12 protein-coding genes are annotated in these 17,366 nt (G+C 72.3%); 8 read left to right on the forward strand and 4 right to left on the reverse strand.

Annotation, left to right across the window (positions count from 1 at the left end):
* Positions 1-8: 8 nt before the first annotated feature.
* Positions 9-2,348 (reverse strand): acyl-CoA dehydrogenase family protein, encoded by a 2,340-nt coding sequence (locus G4D86_RS47665; RefSeq protein ID WP_164002211.1) that lies wholly within the window; start codon positions 2,346-2,348, stop codon positions 9-11.
* A gap of 142 nt (positions 2,349-2,490) precedes the next feature.
* On the opposite strand from G4D86_RS47665, the gene G4D86_RS47670 reads away from it, so the two are divergent.
* Complete coding sequence (locus tag G4D86_RS47670; protein ID WP_164002212.1) at positions 2,491-3,774, forward strand: phospholipase D-like domain-containing protein; 1,284 nt, start codon at positions 2,491-2,493, stop codon at positions 3,772-3,774.
* Positions 3,775-3,780: 6 nt separating this feature from the next.
* Here G4D86_RS47670 and G4D86_RS47675 read toward each other — a convergent pair whose 3' ends face one another.
* From G4D86_RS47675 to G4D86_RS47685, 3 genes are all read right to left on the reverse strand, one after another.
* Positions 3,781-4,527, reverse strand: coding sequence for an endonuclease III domain-containing protein (locus tag G4D86_RS47675; protein ID WP_240360884.1), 747 nt, complete (start codon positions 4,525-4,527; stop codon positions 3,781-3,783).
* A 31-nt stretch (positions 4,528-4,558) separates the two neighbouring features.
* Positions 4,559-4,765, reverse strand: coding sequence for a hypothetical protein (locus G4D86_RS47680; protein WP_164002214.1), 207 nt, complete (start codon positions 4,763-4,765; stop codon positions 4,559-4,561).
* A gap of 120 nt (positions 4,766-4,885) precedes the next feature.
* A complete protein-coding gene (locus tag G4D86_RS47685) occupies positions 4,886-5,398 on the reverse strand; it encodes a GNAT family N-acetyltransferase (RefSeq protein ID WP_164002215.1) in 513 nt (170 codons plus the stop codon).
* Positions 5,399-5,670: 272 nt separating this feature from the next.
* Here G4D86_RS47685 and G4D86_RS52410 point away from each other — a divergent pair, with 272 nt between their 5' ends.
* From G4D86_RS52410 to G4D86_RS47720, 7 genes are all read left to right on the forward strand, one after another.
* Complete coding sequence (locus G4D86_RS52410) at positions 5,671-12,138, forward strand: ribonuclease E domain-containing protein (RefSeq protein ID WP_205520382.1); 6,468 nt, start codon at positions 5,671-5,673, stop codon at positions 12,136-12,138.
* 69 nt (positions 12,139-12,207) lie between these two features.
* Positions 12,208-13,113, forward strand: coding sequence for a CHAP domain-containing protein (locus tag G4D86_RS47695; protein WP_164002216.1), 906 nt, complete (start codon positions 12,208-12,210; stop codon positions 13,111-13,113).
* Positions 13,114-13,181: 68 nt separating this feature from the next.
* Positions 13,182-13,622, forward strand: coding sequence for a hypothetical protein (locus tag G4D86_RS47700; RefSeq protein WP_240360885.1), 441 nt, complete (start codon positions 13,182-13,184; stop codon positions 13,620-13,622).
* Positions 13,623-13,820: 198 nt separating this feature from the next.
* A complete protein-coding gene (locus G4D86_RS47705; protein ID WP_164002217.1) occupies positions 13,821-14,336 on the forward strand; it encodes an RNA polymerase sigma factor in 516 nt (171 codons plus the stop codon).
* Positions 14,326-15,039, forward strand: a complete 714-nt coding sequence (locus G4D86_RS47710) for an anti-sigma factor family protein (protein WP_164002218.1) — start codon at positions 14,326-14,328, stop codon at positions 15,037-15,039. The genes G4D86_RS47705 and G4D86_RS47710 overlap by 11 nt, the downstream gene beginning before the upstream one ends.
* Positions 15,036-16,604, forward strand: coding sequence for a caspase family protein (locus G4D86_RS47715; RefSeq protein WP_164002219.1), 1,569 nt, complete (start codon positions 15,036-15,038; stop codon positions 16,602-16,604). The genes G4D86_RS47710 and G4D86_RS47715 overlap by 4 nt, the downstream gene beginning before the upstream one ends.
* 91 nt (positions 16,605-16,695) lie before the next feature.
* Positions 16,696-17,349 (forward strand): glycoside hydrolase family 71/99 protein, encoded by a 654-nt coding sequence (locus G4D86_RS47720; protein WP_164002220.1) that lies wholly within the window; start codon positions 16,696-16,698, stop codon positions 17,347-17,349.
* The last annotated feature ends 17 nt before the right edge of the window (positions 17,350-17,366 follow it).

Here is a 17,366-nt window from a genome sequence, read left to right on the forward strand (position 1 = left end):
GGCTGGAGTCATGGCGCCAGCCGGCCCAGGCCGATGGGCGCGGCGAGGCTGGTGTCCGGAATCCCAAACGCGTCCACCAGCGCCACCGCGTCCGGCCGCACCTCCGCGCACAGTCGCTCCACCTCCTTGCGGATGGCCTTCGCCTTGGACCCCTCCAGGAGCCCGTGCTCCAGGAACCAGCCGCTGGCCGACTCCAGGCACGACAGGCCATAGAGGTCGCACAGCCGTCCCAGCACCGTCTTCAGCCCCGGCTCCTGCACCGCCGCCACGCCCTTGAGGAACTGCTCCAGCACCAGCCGCTCCACGTGCGCGTGCGCCAGCGCCAGCAGGTGCTCCTGGCATTGGTTGAAGGCCTCGAAGGCCTCCACTCCCGCGCCCAGCCGCTTGCGCAGCCGCCGCGACACCGAGGCCAGCAGGTCCTCTTCGCGGTAGCGCAGCACGCGGAGCTGGAAGTCGCCGTCGCGCAGGTGCTCGCTCTCCGTGCGGCGCGTGCTGAAGGGGTTGCGCTCCACCACCCCCACGGCCCGGTCCGCCAGGAGCTTCAGCACCGCGAAGACGCGGTCGTCCTCGAAGCGCTGCCGGTAGCCCGTGAGCAGGCCCTTGGCGACGAGCTGCATCAGCACCGTGTTGTCGCCCTCGAAGGTGGTGAACACGTCCGTGTCCGCCTTCAGCGCCGGCACCCGGTTGGCCGTCAGGTAGCCCTGGCCGCCGCATGCCTCGCGCGCCTCCTGGAGCACCGCCGTGGTGTGCCACGAGGCGTACGCCTTGAGGCCCGCCGCCAGGGACTCCACTTCGCGCGCGTCCTCCTCCGTGCGCTTCACGTACCGCTCCACCAGGTACTCCAGCGCGAAGTCCAGCGCGTACGTCTTCGCCAGCGGCTTCAAGAGCCGCAGCTGGTGCGTCTGGTGGTCCAGCAGCCGCACCTCCTGCGCGCCCACCGGGCCGAACTGGCGCCGCATGTCGCCGTAGCGCACGGCAATGGTGAGGCCGCTCTTGGCCGCGCTCAGCGCCGCGCACGCCACGCTCACCCGGCCCGCCACCAGCGTGCCCAGCATGGTGAAGAAGCGCTTCGAGTCCCCGGGGATGGTGCTGTGGTACTCGCCCTTCGCGTCCACCTGGCCGAAGCGGTCCAGCAGGTTCTCTCGCGGGACGCGCACGTGGTCGAACCAGATGCGGCCGTTGTCCACGCCGTTGAGGCCCATCTTCTCGCCGCAGTCTTCGATGCGGACTCCCGGCAGCACCTTGCCGTGCGTGTCGCGCAGCGGCACCAGCAGCGCGTGGACACCGAGCGCCTTGCCGCCCACCTCCAGCTGGGCGAAGACCGTGGCGAGGCGCCCGTGGCGCGCGGCGTTGCCAATCCACTCCTTGCGCGCGCCGTCCGAGGGCGTGTGCACGATGAACTCGCCGGCCTCCGCGTCGTAGCGGGCCGTCGTCTCCACGTCGCGCACGTTGGAGCCGTGGCGCAGCTCGCTCATGGCGAAGCAGCCGGGCAGCTCCAGCGAGGCCACCTTCGGCAGGTACTCGCGGTGGTGCCGCTCCGTGCCGAGGAAGAGGATGCTCGCGCCGAAGAGGCCGAAGTGCACGCCCGCCTTCACCACGAGGCTCAAGTCGAAGAAGGCCAGCGTCTCGAACGCGGCGATGAAGGCGCCCAGGTCCGCGCGCGTCTCGTCCCCTTCCGGGTAGGCGATGCGGCCCAGCCCCTGGTCCGCCAGCGACTTCAGCCAGGAGAACACCTTGTCGCGGTACGCGTCCGTGTCGTGCGTGTCCGCGTACCGGAAGGCCGGCGCCTCCAGCCACGCTCGCACCTTCTGGCGGGCCTCGGGGTACTTGCGGTCCAGCACCGCGCGCAGCGCCTCCGGGTCGAAGGAGGTCGTCTCCGTGGGGCCGTGGCGCACCGGCGCGGGGGCGGCGGCGGGCACCAGGGAGCGCACCGCCTCCCTGCCGGAGATGCCCAGCGAGTCCTCCATCTGCTTCAGCGCGCGCGCCAGCTCCGGCATGGGCGCAGGCAGCCCGTCCTTCCCCGACACCACTTCCGCCAGCTGCGCGCCCAGCTCCGCGAGACTCTGCTGCCCACTATGGGACAGTTGCTCGGCGGTGCGTTGGATGTGCTCCCGCACCGCCGCGAGCTCGGCCGCGCTCGGAGGGAAGACGGGGTCCAGCCAGCGGGCCAGCACCATGTTGGAGCGCAAGTCCAACCAGGGCTGCTGGCGGGCCGCGTCGCCGAGCGCGCGCAGCTCCTCGTGGCTCAGCTCGCCGTCCGTCCAGGCGACGTACAGCATGGGCACCAGCGGCGCGAGGCGGGGAAGTGAGAGCAGCTCGTGCGCCGTCGGACGGGTGTCTTCCACCATGGTTGGCTCTCCAGGAGGCGAGGGGACGGGCGCAGTGTGGCCAGCCCGCTCCCTCGCGGCAATGGGAGAGCGTGCCCTTTCGGCGGGCAGGCGGGCGAGCGTTCGGTGGCAGGGGCAGGGAAGCGTCCCCACGTTGCGGCGCATGGACGAAATGCAGGAACTGGAGGAGATGGTGCCCCAGGCGGGCTCGCACTTCCTCGACAGCGACAAGGAGCGGGCCCGGCACGAGATGCGGGGGCCTTTCGAGTTGCCCCCCGGGCCCGAGGGGTTTTCCTTCTCGCTCTACCAGTCCGTGGGCGTGGGGATGATTCCCGGCCACAAGCTGGAGCTGCTGGAGAACGGCACTGTCTTCGAGCGCATGCTGCAGGACATCCGCGGCGCGAAGCAGAGCATCCACATCCTCGTCTACATCTGGCGGCCCTGCGAGCTGTCGGACCGCATCGTCGAGGCGCTGGTGGAGCGCTCGCGCGCGGGCGTGCAGTGCCGCGTGGTGGTGGACCCGGTGGGCAGCGAAGAGGTCAGCGGGGACAAGGACTTCGACCTGCAGGTGGAGAAGCGGCTCACCGAGGCCGGCGTGGAGGTGCACTACTACCGGCTGCTCGCGGGCAAGGTGGTGGGCCGGCTCCTGGGGCGCACCCACAACAAGATTGTCGTCGTCGATGGGCGCATCGGCTACACGGGCGGCTTCGGCATCTGGAAGGTGTGGGAGGGCGACGGCCTCAAGCCCGAGGAGTGGCGCGACACCAACGTGCGCGTCGAGGGCTCCGAGGTGCGCCGCATGCAGCTGTCCTTCTCACGCCACTGGCAGGAGTCCGGTGGCGGGCTGCTGCCGCCGAGCGCCTTCCCGGAGGTGGAGGACCAGGAGTCGGAGGGGCCTGCGAGCGCGGGCTTCGTCGACAGCGCGGGCAAGCTGGGCGTCACGGATGCCGAGCGCATGGTCCGCCTCGTCATCGCCGCCGCGCGCGAGCGGCTGTGGATTGCCAACGCGTACTTCACCCCGCCCAACGCGATTCTGGAGCAGCTCGAGGAGAAGTGCCGGCAGGGCGTGGAGATTCGCGTGCTCGGGCCCGGGCCCATCCACGACGTGCCCATCATCCGCGCGTCGCAGCGCTCCACGTACGAGCGACTGCTGGATGCGGGCGTGCGCATCTGGGAGTACCAGCCGTCGATGCTCCACTCGAAGACCATCATCGTCGACGACTGGCTCGCGGTGGTGGGCTCCACCAACCTGGACGTGCTGTCGCTCAACAAGCTGGGTGAGGGCTCGCTGGTGATGAGCGACCCGGAGTTCGTCCGGAAGCTGGAGCGGTGCTGGGCGAAGGACCTGCGCCACTCGAAGGAAATCACCCTGGAGAACGGGGGCCGTACCAACCCGTGGCGACGCCTGGCCCGGCGGACCACGCAGCTGGTGGGGCGGGACCGGTAGCCCGCTTCAGCGCGGGTCCGTCACGCCCACCTGACGGCAGTACTTCAGCACCGGGCACGTGGAGCACCTGGGCCGCGTGCCCGTGCACACGTGCTTGCCGAAGGGCACCAGCAGCCGGTTGATTTCCACCCAGTACGCGCGGGGCAGCTGCGTCTCCAGCGCGGCCAGCGTCTGCTCCGGCGAGCGGGCGCGCACGTAGCCCCACCGGTTCGTCACGCGGTGCACGTGGATGTCCACGCTGATGGCCTCGTGCCCGCAGGCGATGCCGAGCGCCAGGTGCGCGCACTTGGGGCCCACGCCCTTGAAGGACTGGAGCACCTGCGCGTCACACGGCAGCGTGCCGCCGAACTCGTCGCGCGTGCGCACGGCGATGGCGTGGAGTTGACGCGCCTTCGGCTCGTGGAAGGTGACGGGCTGGATGATGTCGTCAATCTCATCGGGAGTGAGCCGGGCCAGGGCGTCGGGCGTGGACGCGCGGCCCAGCAACGCGAGCGATACCGGCAGGCTCACCTCGTCCCGCGTGCGGATGGAGAGGATGCAGGCCACGAGTTGCTCGAAGAGCGAGTCATGCCCGTTGGCGGCCAGCGCGAACATCGCGGCGTCCGCGAAGTGGCGGACCTCCTCGCGGATGCGACCAAGCACCTCGTCGATGTCGAAGGGGGCCTTGTCCTCGCGGGGCGGCGGCTCGGCCACCACCCCCGGGGACGGAAGCTGCTCCAGCTCCGGGGGCTGGCGGACCGTGCGCGCACTCACCCTCGTGGGGGCGCGCCGGCTGGACGTCCTGCTATTTCGCGTCGACGTCATCCGAGCGCGCTTCGCTGCTCTTGTTGGGGCCACCGTGGGTGCCGAAGTCCCCCGCGTTGCGATTGGCGGGGTAGACGTCCGTGTCTTCCCGGCGCTCACGCCCCTGGCCCGACACGTCTCCGGAGTCCGCCCTTCGGGGTTGGGTCTCCGGTGCGTTCGCTCGTCCCTTGTCCTGCTTCTTCGCCATGGTCTGCCTCCTGGGTCCCCCAAAGGTGGGGACGACGGAGGACATGGCCCCGGTTCGCTCCGGGGCCCGCTGGTAGGGCAGGGGAGCGAGGGTCTGTTGACGGAGAGGTGACCTGGAAGTTCAGGCGGGCGGCTTCGTCAGGTCCAGCGCGTACCAGTTGTCGCAGCCGAAGTGGCCCGTCTTGCCCATGGGCGCGCACAGTGACTCGAAGCCCAGGCGCCGGTAGAGCTTCTGCGCTTGCTTCATTCCCGCGAGCGTCTCCAGGTAGCAGCGCTGGAAGCCCGCCTCGCGCGCGAAGGCCAGGCAGTGGCGGAGCATGCGCTCGCCCGCTCCCAGGCCACGGGCCTCGGGGAGGAAGTACATCTTGCGCAGCTCGCAGACGCCGGGGTCTCCACCTTCCAGTGGAGCGATTCCGGCGCCGCCGATGACGTGGCCGTTCCGCTCCACCACGAAGTAGGCATGACGGGGACGCGAGTAGGCCGCGCTCATCGTCGCCACCTCCGGGTCGTGGATGGCGAAGCCGGGGCCGTCCGCGCCGAACTCCGGCATCACCGTGCGGATGATGGAGGCCACCGCCGCGTCGTCCCGGGGCTCGATGGGACGGAGGACCAGGGTTTCCGTGCTCGTGCTCATGGGGACCGCAACGTTCCACAGCCCGCGCCGGAGGGCCAGCGGCCGCGTGAGGTGCGTTCCGGAGCGCGCACCCGGTGTGCACCCCGGTGCACAGGTGACACCGGGACGATGCACCGGTGCATGGCGTCCCAGAGGGGGCTGATTTCCATGGGCCTGGATTCCGGGGCATCCTCCGTGGCACGTCCGTTGTATCGAGGGGGGATATGTACTGCCCTGACTGCCGGCAGGAACGGCTTGGCAACGCCCAACATTGCGCGCTGTGTGGCACCACGATGGCGATGCGTCCGCGCAACGCCGTGGAGGCCGAGCTCGCGCATGTGCACTTCCTGCTCGATGAGCTGAAGCGCTGGGACTCTTCCGACGTTCCGCGCAACGTGTCGCGGTTCCTCTCCGAGCGGTACGAGCGACAGGCCCGCATCCTCCTCTCCGTGCTCACGGAGATGCCCCTGGATGCGATGGGCCGCGCTCCCGTGACGAGCGAGGCCGTGGTGGCCCCACCCGAGCCCGTGGCCGCGCCGGTCCCGGTGGACGCGGTGGCGCGGGTGGAGGCGGCTGCTTCGGCTGAAGCCGTGGCGCCTGTCGCGCAGTCGGTGGAGCCTGCTTCGACGGAACCCGTCGCGGAGCCGGTGGAGCCTGTTTCGACGGAACCCGTCGCGGAGTCGGTGGAAGGGCGCACGGCTGAGCCTGCTGCTTCGACGGAAGCTGTTGGACCCGTCGCGGAGCCCGCCGCTTCGGCGGAGCCCGTGGCTTCGTCGCCAGAGCCAACGCAAGACAACACGCGGGAAGAGCCGGCCCGCGAGCCCAAGGCGCGCGCACCGGGGCTGCCCCGTCCCCGCCGCCTGCCGCTGCCTCCGAATCCGGCCGAGGCGTACGCGGAGCCTCCGCAGCCGCGCACCGCCACCGCGCGCCTCGTCGAGGAGACCTCCACCTGGAACCGGGTGTGGAGGCCGTTCCTCTACGAGAGCATCATGTGGTTCGTCGGTGCCTTCCTCATCCTCTCGGGCACCCTCTACTTCGTCTTCGAGAGCTGGGCGGGGATGTCCTCCAGCCTCCGCTCGCTCACCGTCTTCGGCATGACGGCCGGGTACTCCGCCGGCTTCTCCATCTGGGGCGCGTACCTCGCCCGGCGCGAGGCGCTGCGCAACCCCGGCCACATCCTGGGCCTCATCGGCTCGGCCGCCGCGCCGCTCGCGGGCATTGCGCTCGGACCCCTGGACATGGGCGAGGCGCTCCACTTCGGCGGCGTGGGCCCCCTGCTGCTCATCCCCATGTTGCTGGCGTGGTCTGGCATCGCCGCCGTCCTCGTGCGCAAGCCGGCCGAGTCCCTCGACGCCCCATCCCGGTCGCTCGTGCAGGCCGTCCTCGCCGCGAGCACGTTGATGATGGGGCTGGCCCCGCTCGCCGCGAAGCTCGGCGGCGCCGCGCCGTGGCTCAACCTCCTGCCCTGCGCGCTCTTCTTCGTCCTCTCCTCGCGCCCGACTCCGGAGCCGCGCAAGAGCGCCGCGCTCGTCTTCGCCGTGGCGGCGCCGCTCTACCTCCTCGCCCTCTACTCGGTGCGACTGCACGTGGCCCTGGTGGGCGTGGACCTGGAGCCCGTGCCGGGCTCGTATGCGCCCTTCGTCGCCATCCTGCTCGCCACGGCCCTGCGCTTCCGCACGCTGGAGCCCGAGCGCACCGCCGACACGCTCGCGCTCGGCGTGGTCTCCCTCCAGGTGGCCTCGCTGGTCGCCGCCGCGACGGCCCCCGCGCCCGCGTTCTTCGTCACCGCCGCCGTGCTCACGTGGACTCTGGTGACGCTGGCGCGCGGTGGCCTCGCCCGGCTGCCGTGGGTGTACGGCGCCTACGCCAGCACCTACTTCGCCTACGCCTCCAGCGCGCAGCTCATCCCGGGTCCGGTGAAGCGCTTCATCGACGCGCTCAAGGGGCGGCTCGGCTACCCCGTCACCGACGCGCTGCCCCTCCAGTACGGCGCGCTGTCCGCGCTGCCCTTCGTCACCGCGGGCGTCGTGCTCGCGGTGATGCGGTTGTGGCGCGGTGAGCGCACGGGCAACGCGCGCGACCTCGCCTTCGCGGAGGTGCTGCTGCGCGCCACCGCCGTGGCCAGCCCGCTGTTCGCCTTCTATGGCATGGCGGGTCCCGACTCGCGCCCGGCCTTCTGGAGCGCGCTCGGCATGTGCCTGGTGTGCCTGACGGCGGGCCTGCTGGTGGAGCGCTTCTACCTGACCGCCGTGGGCGCCGGCCTGGCGCTGCTGCTGCCACTCCACGCCGCCATCGTGCTGGGCGCTCCGGGCGCGTCCGTCGTGTCCGGTGCGCTGGCGCTGGTGCTCGCCGGCGTGAGCCTGCTGTGCACCTCGCGCACGCGGTGGCTGCTCGCCTCCGTCGTGGGGGTGACGGCGTCTGTCGGCTTCCTGATGGGCATCTCCGGCGGCGGCGCGGTGTCCGTGACGGGCGTGGTGCTGTGCGGCGCCGCGGCCATCGTCGCCGCCTGGGCGGTGCAGAGCGCGCCGGCCATGGCGTTCGCCGCGCTCCTCGCCGCGGCGGCCCTGCCGAAGCTGGCCGGCCAGGTATCTCCGGACGCGGTGGCGCCCGCGCTCGCCTTCGTCGCGCTCGGCCTCGCGCTGCTGGGAGAGCGGGGCGGGCTGGCGCGGCTGCTGGGGCTGCCCGCCGTCCTCTATGCCGTGCTCGCGCTGACCTGGGGCGTGGCGTCCGAGGTGCAGGGACTGGGACTGGTGGTGCTCACCGCCGCGGCCGCCGTCGCCGTGACGTCGCGCACGTTCCCCGTCGTGCGGCCGCTCGCGGTCATCATCGCCGCGCTCGCGCTGCTGCCCGACCTGCGCGGCGTCTACGAGCCCTGGAGCGGGTGGATGTCTCCGGGCCTGTCCGCGTCGCTGTTCGTGCTATGGTCGCTGGGCACCTCGCTCTCCGCCGTGCGCTGGGGCAAGAGCGCCAGCACCACCACGGCGGCGCTGGTGGCGCTCCTCTTCTCGCTGGTCCCCGTGGCCGCCGGCTCGGGGCAGCACGTGCCCCTGATGCTCGCGGCGGCGCTCGCGGCCCTGCTCACCGCGCGTGCGCTGCCCGCGAGCCTCAGCGTCGGCGTGGCCTCGCTGTACGCCGCCGTCGCCCTCGCCGACGTGGGCCCAGTGGCGATGCTTGCGCTGGCCGCCGTGCTGAGCATCCTCGCCGTGCTGGAGGAGGTGCCCGCCGTGCTGCGCATCGGCGCGGGTGGCCGGCGCTTCGCCCTGGTGGCCACGCTGGCCGCCGTCATCGTGCTGGGCTTCAGCGTGGTGCAGTGGGACGAGGCGGGACTGCCGCTGCTGGTGGCGGGCACGCTGGTGATGCCGCTGCTGTGGACGCGCGCCAACCGGATGCCCTTCTTCGCCGCCCTCATGGTGCCCTACACCCTGGTGGGCATCGCCGTGGTGGGCGGGACGCCGCCCGCGTGGGTGCAGGTGCTGCCGCTGGTGGCCCTGGCCGTGGTGCGCGCCGCGGAGCACTTCCCGGCCGTGGCCTCGCTGCTTTTGCGCTCGCGGGAGGAGAAGCCCCGGCGCGAGCTGTCCGTGTGGATGCAGGGTGCGCTCGCGGTGGTGACGCCGCTGCTGCTCCTGACTCCGTGGGCGGGCTCCGGCCCCGTGTACTTCCTCACCGCCGCGCTGGCGCTGATGCCGGGGCCGCGACCCTTCCTGCGCGTCTGTGGCGCCGCGCTGTTCCTCCTCTTCGTGCCGGAGGCGCGGCCCGTCGTCACTGGACTGCTGCTGGCGCTCGCCCTGGCATCGCATCACCGGCCCGCCGCGCTGTGGTCCTTCTTCCGGTGTGAGCCGGACGCGGTGTTGCGGCCCGCGGCCGTCTTCACGGCGCTCGCCTTCGCGGTGCTGCCCGTGCTGGGACAGCCCACGCCCCTGCACCTGGTCGGACTGGCCGCCGTGCTCGCCGCCGCCGCGTTCCTGCTGTCTCGCCGGTGGCTGCTCACCCCCGCCGTGTGGGCCCTGGCGCTGGCGCCCGTGGGCCAGGTCAGCACGCATGCCCTCCTGGAGTGGCGGCCCGAGGCGGGGTTGCCCATCGTCGCCGTGGCGCTGGGTGCGGCGCTGCTGTCCGCCGCGTGCCAGTCCGGCCGCGTGCAGCGCGCGCTCGCCGCCGCCTTCGCCCGTGTGCTGCCGGAGTTGGAGGGCACGTGGAGCGAGCCGGTGTGGGTGGGCGGCGCGGGCTCGCTGGGGTTGCTGCTGGTGGGGCGGTTGCTGGACACGGGCCCGGGCGCACTGGCGCTGCCCGTGGCGCTGGGCGCGGGGCTGACGTCGTGCGTCCTCATGGTGGCGCGCACCCGGTGGATGGCCAACGTGGCCACCGGGTTGCTGGGCCTGTCGCTCATCGCCGCCGTGCCGCCGCTGTGGGCGCCCGCGGTGGTCAGCGGCGCGGGGCTGGCACTGTGCCTGCTGGGCATGTGGCTGGACGGGCGCGGCCTGCGCGTGGGCGCGGCGCTGCACCACGGCGGCTGGGTGCTGTCGCTGCTGTCGCTGGCGGGCCTGCGGGATTTGGAGCACGTGGGCACGCCGCTGTGCATCTTCTTCGGGCTGGGCGCCGCGTGGGCCGTGGTGCTGCGGCGCCGCGAGCGCGAGGTGGTGGGCTGGCTGGCCTCGCTCGCCGCCGTGCACGGGTGGTTGATGCACCTGGGTGCGGTGTACTCGCCCGGGCGGGGCTCGGAGTTCATCCTCCCGTGCCTCCCGTACTTTGGCGCCGCCAGCGCGCTGCTCGCCACGCTGGCGATGCGCGTGGCGGGGAAGCCGTGGCGCCGGGGCGTGGGGCACGGCTTCACCGTCGTCGCGCTCATCGAGGTGCTGCTGGGGCTGGGACAGCCCACGCCCCTGCACCTGGCCGTGCTGGCCGCCGTGCTCGCCGCCGCTGCGTTCCTGCTGTCTCGCCGGTGGCTGCTCACCCCCGCCGTGTGGGCCCTGGCGCTGGCGCCCGTGGGTCAGGTCAGCACGCATGCCTTCCTGGAATGGCGGCCCGAGGCGGGGCTGCCCATCGTCGCCGTGGCGCTGGGCGCGGCGCTGCTGTCCGCCGTGTGCCAGTCCGGTCGCGTGCAGCGCGCGCTCGCCGCTGCCTTCGCCCGTGTGCTGCCGGAGCTGGAGGGCACGTGGAGCGAGCCGCTGTGGGTGGGTGGCGCGGGCTCGCTGGGGCTGCTGCTGGTGGGGCGGCTGCTGGTCACGGGCCCGGGTGCACTGGCGCTGCCCGTGGCGCTGGGCGCGGGGCTGACGTCGTGCGTCCTCATGGTGGCGCGCACGCGGTGGATGGCCAACGTGGCCACCGGGCTGCTGGGCCTGTCGCTCATCGCCGCCGTGCCGCCGCTGTGGGCGCCCGCGGTGGTCAGCGGGGCGGGGCTGGCGCTGTGCCTGCTGGGCACGTGGCTGGACGGGCGCGGCCTGCGCGTGGGCGCGGCGCTGCACCACGGCGGCTGGGTGCTGTCGCTGCTGTCGCTGGCGGGACTGCGGGACTTGGAGCACATGGGCACGCCGCTGTGCATCCTCTTCGGACTGGGTGCCGCGTGGGCCGTGGTGCTGCGGCGCCGCGAGCGCGAGGTGGTGGGCTGGCTGGCCTCGCTCGCGGCCGTGCACGGGTGGCTGATGCACCTGGGCGCGGTGCACTCGTCCGGGCGGGGCTCGGACTTCATCCTCCCGTACTTCGGTGCCGCCAGCGCGCTGCTCGCCACGCTGGCGCTGTTCGTGGCGGGGAAGCCGTGGCGCCGCGGCGTGGGACACGGCTTCACCGTCGTCGCGCTCACCGAGGTGCTGCTGGGTCTGTCGTTGCTGGGAGCCACCGGGGACGGCCTGCGCGAGGCGCTCGTCGCCTCCGTCTCGCTGGCCGTGCTCCTCTTCGCGCTGGTGCGCCGCGCGGCCGTGGAGGAGGACGAGACGTCCGCCTACCTCGCGCAGGGCGTGCTCGCGCTGGGCTATCTCTCCGTGCGCCTGCTGGGCATGGGCGTGAAGCCCGGCCCCGCGGACAGCCTCGCCGCGCTGGTAGGCGGAGCGCTCTTCACCGGCCTCTACTACTTCGTCCAGCGCGAGGGCTCGGGACTGAAGGCCTTCCGCCGGCCCGCGCTGGTGGGCGCATTCCTCTTCCCGCTGGCCGGTCTGCTCTCGGCGCCCTGGGGCGAGCCGCTCCAGGTGGCCGCGCTGCTGGTGGGCCACGCCGCGCACTTCGCCGCGCTGGGCACGCACCCGTCGCGCCGGGGTCCGGCGTCGCTGGCGTCGGTGATGGCCTTCAACGCGGCGCTGCTCCTGGTGTGGCAGGGCACTGGCACCGGAGAGCCTCAGTACTACGTCATCCCCGCGGGGCTCTCGCTGCTCGCGCTGCTGCGCGTGTTCCGCGCCTCCATCGAGGAGGACACCTACGCACGGCTGCGTGCCGTCGCCGTCACCGGCATCTACGTGGCCGGCGCGTGGAAGCCGCTCATGTTCAGCGACGGCGGCTCCATGCTCCTGTGCGTGGTGCTCTGCGTGGCGGGCGTGGGCTTCGGCATCGCCCTGCGCATCCGCTCCTACGTGTACCTGGGCACCGCGTTCCTGGTGACGTGCATCGCCGCGAATCTGGTGCGCTTCGGCATGAGGGACCACCGCATCGCCGCGGCGTCGCTGTTCATGCTGGGCCTGCTCGTCATCGGCTCCATGGTGATGCTCAGCGCCCACCGCGCCACCCTGCTCCAGAGGTATGCACGGGTGCGAGACATGCTCTCCACCTGGGAGGGATGACACGGAGAGTTCTTGGCGACACGCCCGGGAGGTGGGATTGAATGCAGCCCCAACAACCCCCCGGGAGGAATGCTGTTGCTTCGCCTTCGTCTGCTCGCCGCCATCCCCCTGTGCGCTCTCGTCGGCTGTGCCACCGTGAAGTCCCGCCCGGCGGAGCCTCCGGTGGCGAGGGCGCCCGAGGTGGCGGTGATGGACGCGGCCTCGATGCCCGCCAACCCGCACGCAGAGGCAGGGCAGGCAGGCCTCGTGACGGTGGAGACGGTGGAGCTGCCCGGGTCGACTCCGGCGATGGTTCGCGAGGCCCCGGTGGAGCCGGCCGCCGCGCAGCAGGAGAAGGTGCGGCTGGTGACGTCCGGGGTGATTGCCGCCGCGCTGCAGGCCGCGAGCCTGGTGACGGGCCCCGCCAGCGCCACGGGTCGCTTCTGGGACGAGCTGCTGTCGCCGACGGAGCAGGCGCGCTCCATCGTCCAGCGCTCCATCCAGCTCGTCGGTGAGCGCAACCTCGGCCGCGTCAGCCGGAGCGTGCCCAATGACTGCTCCGGCTTCGTGCGGCTCGCATACCTCGCGGCGGGCATCGACCTGGTGGCCCACGGCTTCCTCGCCGGGGAGAACGCCGTGTCCGCCATCTTCCGCCGCGCCCTGGACGTAGGCACCGTGCACCACCAGGCACCGCGCCCGGGCGACCTCGTCTTCTTCCGCGAGACGTATGACCGCAACCGCGACGGCCGCCGCAACGACGGGATGACCCACATCGGCGTCGTGGAGGCCGTGGACGCGGACGGCACCGTCACCTTCATCCACCGCGGGGGCAAGGGCGTGGCGCGCGGGCGGCTCAACCTGTCCGCGCCCGCGAAGCACCAGCTCGGCCAGGGCGGACCGGTGTTGAATGACTACATCCGCCCCGCCGCCAAGGGCACCCGCGCCTACCTCGCAGGAGAGCTGTTCGCCGCGTTCGCTTCCCCTGAAGGCCTGTAACCTTCCAGTGGCGCGCCCACACCCGGCGTGGCTTTGAAGAGACGCCGCGCTGGGGCGTCATACGCGGCATGCGAATCGCCCTGCTGCTCGTAGGTGGTCTGCTCCTCACCCCGGGCTGTGTCCTCCATACGCGGCCGCTGCCTCGTCCCGCGCCGCGCCCGCAGCCTCCTCCTCCGCCCCCGCCGCCGCGTCCCTCGTCCATGTCCTACAACGAGGCCGTGGACCTGGGCTTCGGCCAGTGCCGCTCGCGCGGCTACGAGTGCCGGCTGAAGGAAGCCCACCGCACCGGCAATGACGTGTGGAAGGTGAAGTTCGACGCCTTCGCCTCCGGCGCGAAGGGCCACCTCCACCTCGACTACGACGCGTATTCGCGCAACCTCCTCAAGGTGGACGAGAAGGTGAAGGGTCGTCGCGACGACCGGGACGATGACGGCGACTGGGATGACGACGACCACGGCCATGGCCACGGCAAGGGGAAGAAGAAGGGCCACGCCCACCGCGACGACTGAGCCCCGCTTCCCGCCCGGGCGTCCATTGGTAGGGCCGGCGCTCCCACGCCGGTCGTCAGCAGGGCCGGCGCTCCCACGCCGGTCGTCAGCAGGGCCGGCGCTCCCACGCCGGCCCACATGGCTCGGAGGCCGGGCGGCGCTGTTTTCATTCACGGGTGTCCGCGGATTCGCGCCCGGGTGTCTCCAGGGTGCGGCGCCATGACTCCCACGTCCCAGGTCGACATCTCCTCGCTCTACCGGCGCCATGTGGCGCTGGTGCGCGGCTGTGCGCTGCGCATCCTCGGCGAGCCGGCCGCCGCAGAGGACGTGGCACAGGAGGCCTTCATCCGCTTCCTGCAGCACCGCGAGCGCAGCGGCAACGAGCAGGACACGGCCGCCTTCCTCTACCGCACGAGCACCAACCTCGCCCTCAACCGGCTGCGCGACGCGCGCCGGCGCAAGGGACTGCACGACGCACACCTGCCGGACGCGGAGCCTCACAGTCCGCACTCGCCCGAGGACGGGCTGGCGCTGCGCAAGGTGTTGGCCGAGGCGGACCCCGAGCAGGCGCAGATTGCCGCCTGCTACTTCATCCACGGCATGGAGCACGAGGAAATCGCCGGGCTGCTCGGCGTCCCGCGCCGCACCGTGGGCCGCCGGCTGGAGAAGTTCCGCGCCCACGCCGAGCACATGCTGCAAGGCGAGCGCAGAAAGGAAGCAGGCCATGGTGGCTGAGCCGTTCCTCAGGTCCAAGGTGTCCGCGGACTGTCTGTCCGGGTGGCGCGTCTCGCAGGTGGTCCTCGGGCTGCTGCCCGCCGAGGAGCGCGTCCCCGCAGAGGCGCACCTCGCCACCTGCGCGTCGTGCAAGGGGCGCGTGGACGCGGAGCATGCGCAGGCGCGGGCGGCGGCGTTCGAGAAGGTGCCGGAGGCGCTGCTTGCCGCCGTGCCTTCCCGGCCCGCGCGCCCGCAGTGGTCGCCGTGGAGGTGGGTACCTGCCTTCGCCGTTGTGCCCGCGCTGGCGGTGGGGGTGTTCCTGGCGGTGCGGGCTCCGCCTCCGGTGACGCGCTCCGGAGAGACGCTGAAGGGCGGCGCGTCGCTGGACGTGGCGGTTGCGCGCGAGGGGGCGCTCGTGGTCAACGGCATCCCCGCGGAAGAGGTTGCGGGGCTGAGGGCGGGAGACCGGCTGCGCCTGCGCGTGCAGGGCGCGCCGCCGTCCGCGTGGCTCATCCTCCAGGGAGACGAGGAAGGACAATGGACCCCGTACTTCGAGGGGCTCGCGCCCCAGGGCGGCTGGCTGCCCATGGGCATCACCGTCACGCCGGAGGGGCGCACGCGGATGCGCCTGCTGACCTGCGCGGAGAAGCCTCCGCGCGGCGTGCCGCCCGAGGAAGTCTGCCGGGTGCGCGTCTACGACTGGGGCATGGCCGGCACGCCGTGAGCCGCGCTCTGGCGCTGGGGCTGGGTTTGCTGCTGGCCGTGGTGCCCGTGGCTGCTCACGCGAGCGAGGCCCGCTACGCGTTGCTGGTGGGCGCACACAAGGGCAACGCGGACGAGCCCCGGCTCTACTTCGCCGGACGCGATGCGGAGCGGCTGCGCGAGGTGCTCGTCACCCTGGGGGACTTCCCGCAGGAGAACGTCACCGTCCTCTCGGACCCCAATGCGGACCGCGTGCGCACGGCGCTGGCTCGGATGAACGCGCGCATCCGCGAGGAGGTGGCGCATGACCGCTCCAGCGTGCTGCTCGTCTTCTACTCGGGCCACGCGGACGCGGAGTCGCTGCACCTGGGCGGCACGCTGCTGCCGTGGGAGGAGCTGCGCAACCTCACGTCGGGCTCGGCCGCCGCGGCGCGGTTGCTGGTGGTGGATGCATGCCGCTCAGGGCAGGCCACGCGCGTGAAGGGCACGAAGCTGGCGGCGCCCTTCGCGCTCCCCCCGGACGTGGAGTCACACGGCCTGCCCGAGGGCTTCGCGATTCTCTCCTCGTCGGCAGCGGGGGAGAGCGCGCAGGAGTCGGACTCGCTGGAGGGCTCCTTCTTCACGCACCACCTGGTGGCCGCACTGCGCGGCGTGGCGGACACCAGCGCGGATGGGCTCGTCAGCCTCGCGGAGGCGTACCAGTACGCCGCGGACCGCACGGTGGCGAGCACCGTGGCCACGGTGGGCGGCGTGCAGCACCCCACGTATCTGTATGAGCTGAAGGGGCGCTCGGAGCTGGTGCTCACGCGGCCGGGGCGCAACCAGGGGCTGGCGGCGGTGCGGCTGGAGGGCGCGGGGCAGTACTTCTTCCGACAGGGCGGGCGCGATGGCCCGGTGGTGCTGGAGGCCGGCATCTCCCACGAGGCGCGCACGGCGCGGTTGGTGCCCGGGACGTACTTCGTGCAGCACCGCCTTCCGGACCGGCTGCGCGAGGCGCGTGTCGTCGCGGATGAGGGCCCGCCGCTGGAGCTGGTGAAGGCGTCGTGGAGCGTGGTGGAGCTGGACCAGCTCGTGCGCAAGGGCGGGGGCGGCGGGAGCACGTGGACGGTGAGCCTGTGGAGCCGGGGAACGGCGAGCCTGCTGGAGGACTTCCCCATCTTTCCGTCCGGCACGGTCCAGGTGTCGCTCGACACGTCGGCGCTGACGCTGGACGCGGAGGTGGAAGGCGCGCACTCGGGCTACACCGACGACGCGAGCCTCAAGCGGCGACTCACGTTCGGGGCGCTTCGGGCGGGGGCCCGGAAGGTGTTCGACGTGGGGCCCTTCTCCCTGTCTGGCGGCGCGAGGCTGGGCGCCGCGTACGTGGACCAGCGGTTCTTCGGCCGGCTGGCGCCGAGGCGCTGGCAGGTGGTGCCGCAGCTGGACACGCTGCTGCGCGCGGACCTGCACCTGCCCCGGGGCTTCTTCATGGGCGCGGAGGCGGGCGTGCGGGCGTCGTGGCTGCGCGTACTTCCGGGGGTGGGACCGGAGGAGGTGCGCACGCCGGTGAAGCCGATGTTCGCGGCGGGCCTGGGGCTGCGGTGGTGAGGCTGACCGCCGTGCGCGGGCCGGGGGTCTCTCATGCGTCCACCGCGCACGTGGGCCGGGCCGCGCGCGCTTCGTGGAAGGGAGTCCTGTCATGACATGGAAGCGGTTCGTGAAGTCGCCGGGCCTGATGCTCGCGCTCGTGAGCACTGTCGGGTGTGGAGAGGCCTTGAGGGATGGCACCTACGTGGGCGAGGCCCGCTACGTGGTGCAGGGTGAGGTGAAGTCGCTGGCGCCCGCCAGGAAGCAGGGGACGACGCGCGTCACCCTGGCCTGGGACAACTGGGCTCGCGAGGGAGACGTCATCTCGTACCAGAGCGTGGAGCTGACGAGCCAGAATCCTCCGTTCGACTACCAATTGAGCGTCGTCGACACCCCGGAGGAGATGGAGCTCAATGACTTCCAGGGGGGCCTCATCGGCTTCGCCTACCTCCTCGTCTACGAGGACGGGAATGGGGATGGCATGCCCGACGGGGACGAGGCCCGCCACTGGAACACCCTGCGCGGAATGGCACGCAACCACGTGGTCATCTACGTGCCCCGGCTCTCCCCGGGCTTCGTGGAGGGGCTGCGGGAGTGGGGCGGCTTCATCAACGTGGATGACCTGAAGCCGGGCTTCAACCTGGCGCGCGGCGTCTGCACGGGGTCGGACTCTTCGCTCGACACGCTGGAAATCGTCCCCAATGAGCCCGTGCTCGTGGCGGACCCGGGCGACAAGAGCGTCACGTCCTGCATCAACTACCACTGAGCAGCCGAGGTTGGCCC

The sequence above is a fragment of the Pyxidicoccus caerfyrddinensis genome, assembly GCF_010894405.1.
Classification (GTDB): domain Bacteria; phylum Myxococcota; class Myxococcia; order Myxococcales; family Myxococcaceae; genus Myxococcus; species Myxococcus caerfyrddinensis.

Bases quoted from the DNA above. Each gene is read 5' to 3' on its own strand.
- G4D86_RS47665 (WP_164002211.1), bottom strand. From the start codon at position 2,348: ATGGTGGAAGACACCCGTCCGACGGCGCACGAGCTGCTCTCACTTCCC.
- G4D86_RS47670 (WP_164002212.1), top strand. From the start codon at position 2,491: ATGGACGAAATGCAGGAACTGGAGGAGATGGTGCCCCAGGCGGGCTCG.
- G4D86_RS47680 (WP_164002214.1), bottom strand. From the start codon at position 4,765: ATGGCGAAGAAGCAGGACAAGGGACGAGCGAACGCACCGGAGACCCAA.
- G4D86_RS47685 (WP_164002215.1), bottom strand. From the start codon at position 5,398: ATGAGCACGAGCACGGAAACCCTGGTCCTCCGTCCCATCGAGCCCCGG.
- G4D86_RS52410 (WP_205520382.1), top strand. From the start codon at position 5,671: ATGGCGATGCGTCCGCGCAACGCCGTGGAGGCCGAGCTCGCGCATGTG.
- G4D86_RS47695 (WP_164002216.1), top strand. From the start codon at position 12,208: ATGCTGTTGCTTCGCCTTCGTCTGCTCGCCGCCATCCCCCTGTGCGCT.
- G4D86_RS47700 (WP_240360885.1), top strand. From the start codon at position 13,182: ATGCGAATCGCCCTGCTGCTCGTAGGTGGTCTGCTCCTCACCCCGGGC.
- G4D86_RS47705 (WP_164002217.1), top strand. From the start codon at position 13,821: ATGACTCCCACGTCCCAGGTCGACATCTCCTCGCTCTACCGGCGCCAT.
- G4D86_RS47710 (WP_164002218.1), top strand. From the start codon at position 14,326: ATGGTGGCTGAGCCGTTCCTCAGGTCCAAGGTGTCCGCGGACTGTCTG.
- G4D86_RS47720 (WP_164002220.1), top strand. From the start codon at position 16,696: ATGACATGGAAGCGGTTCGTGAAGTCGCCGGGCCTGATGCTCGCGCTC.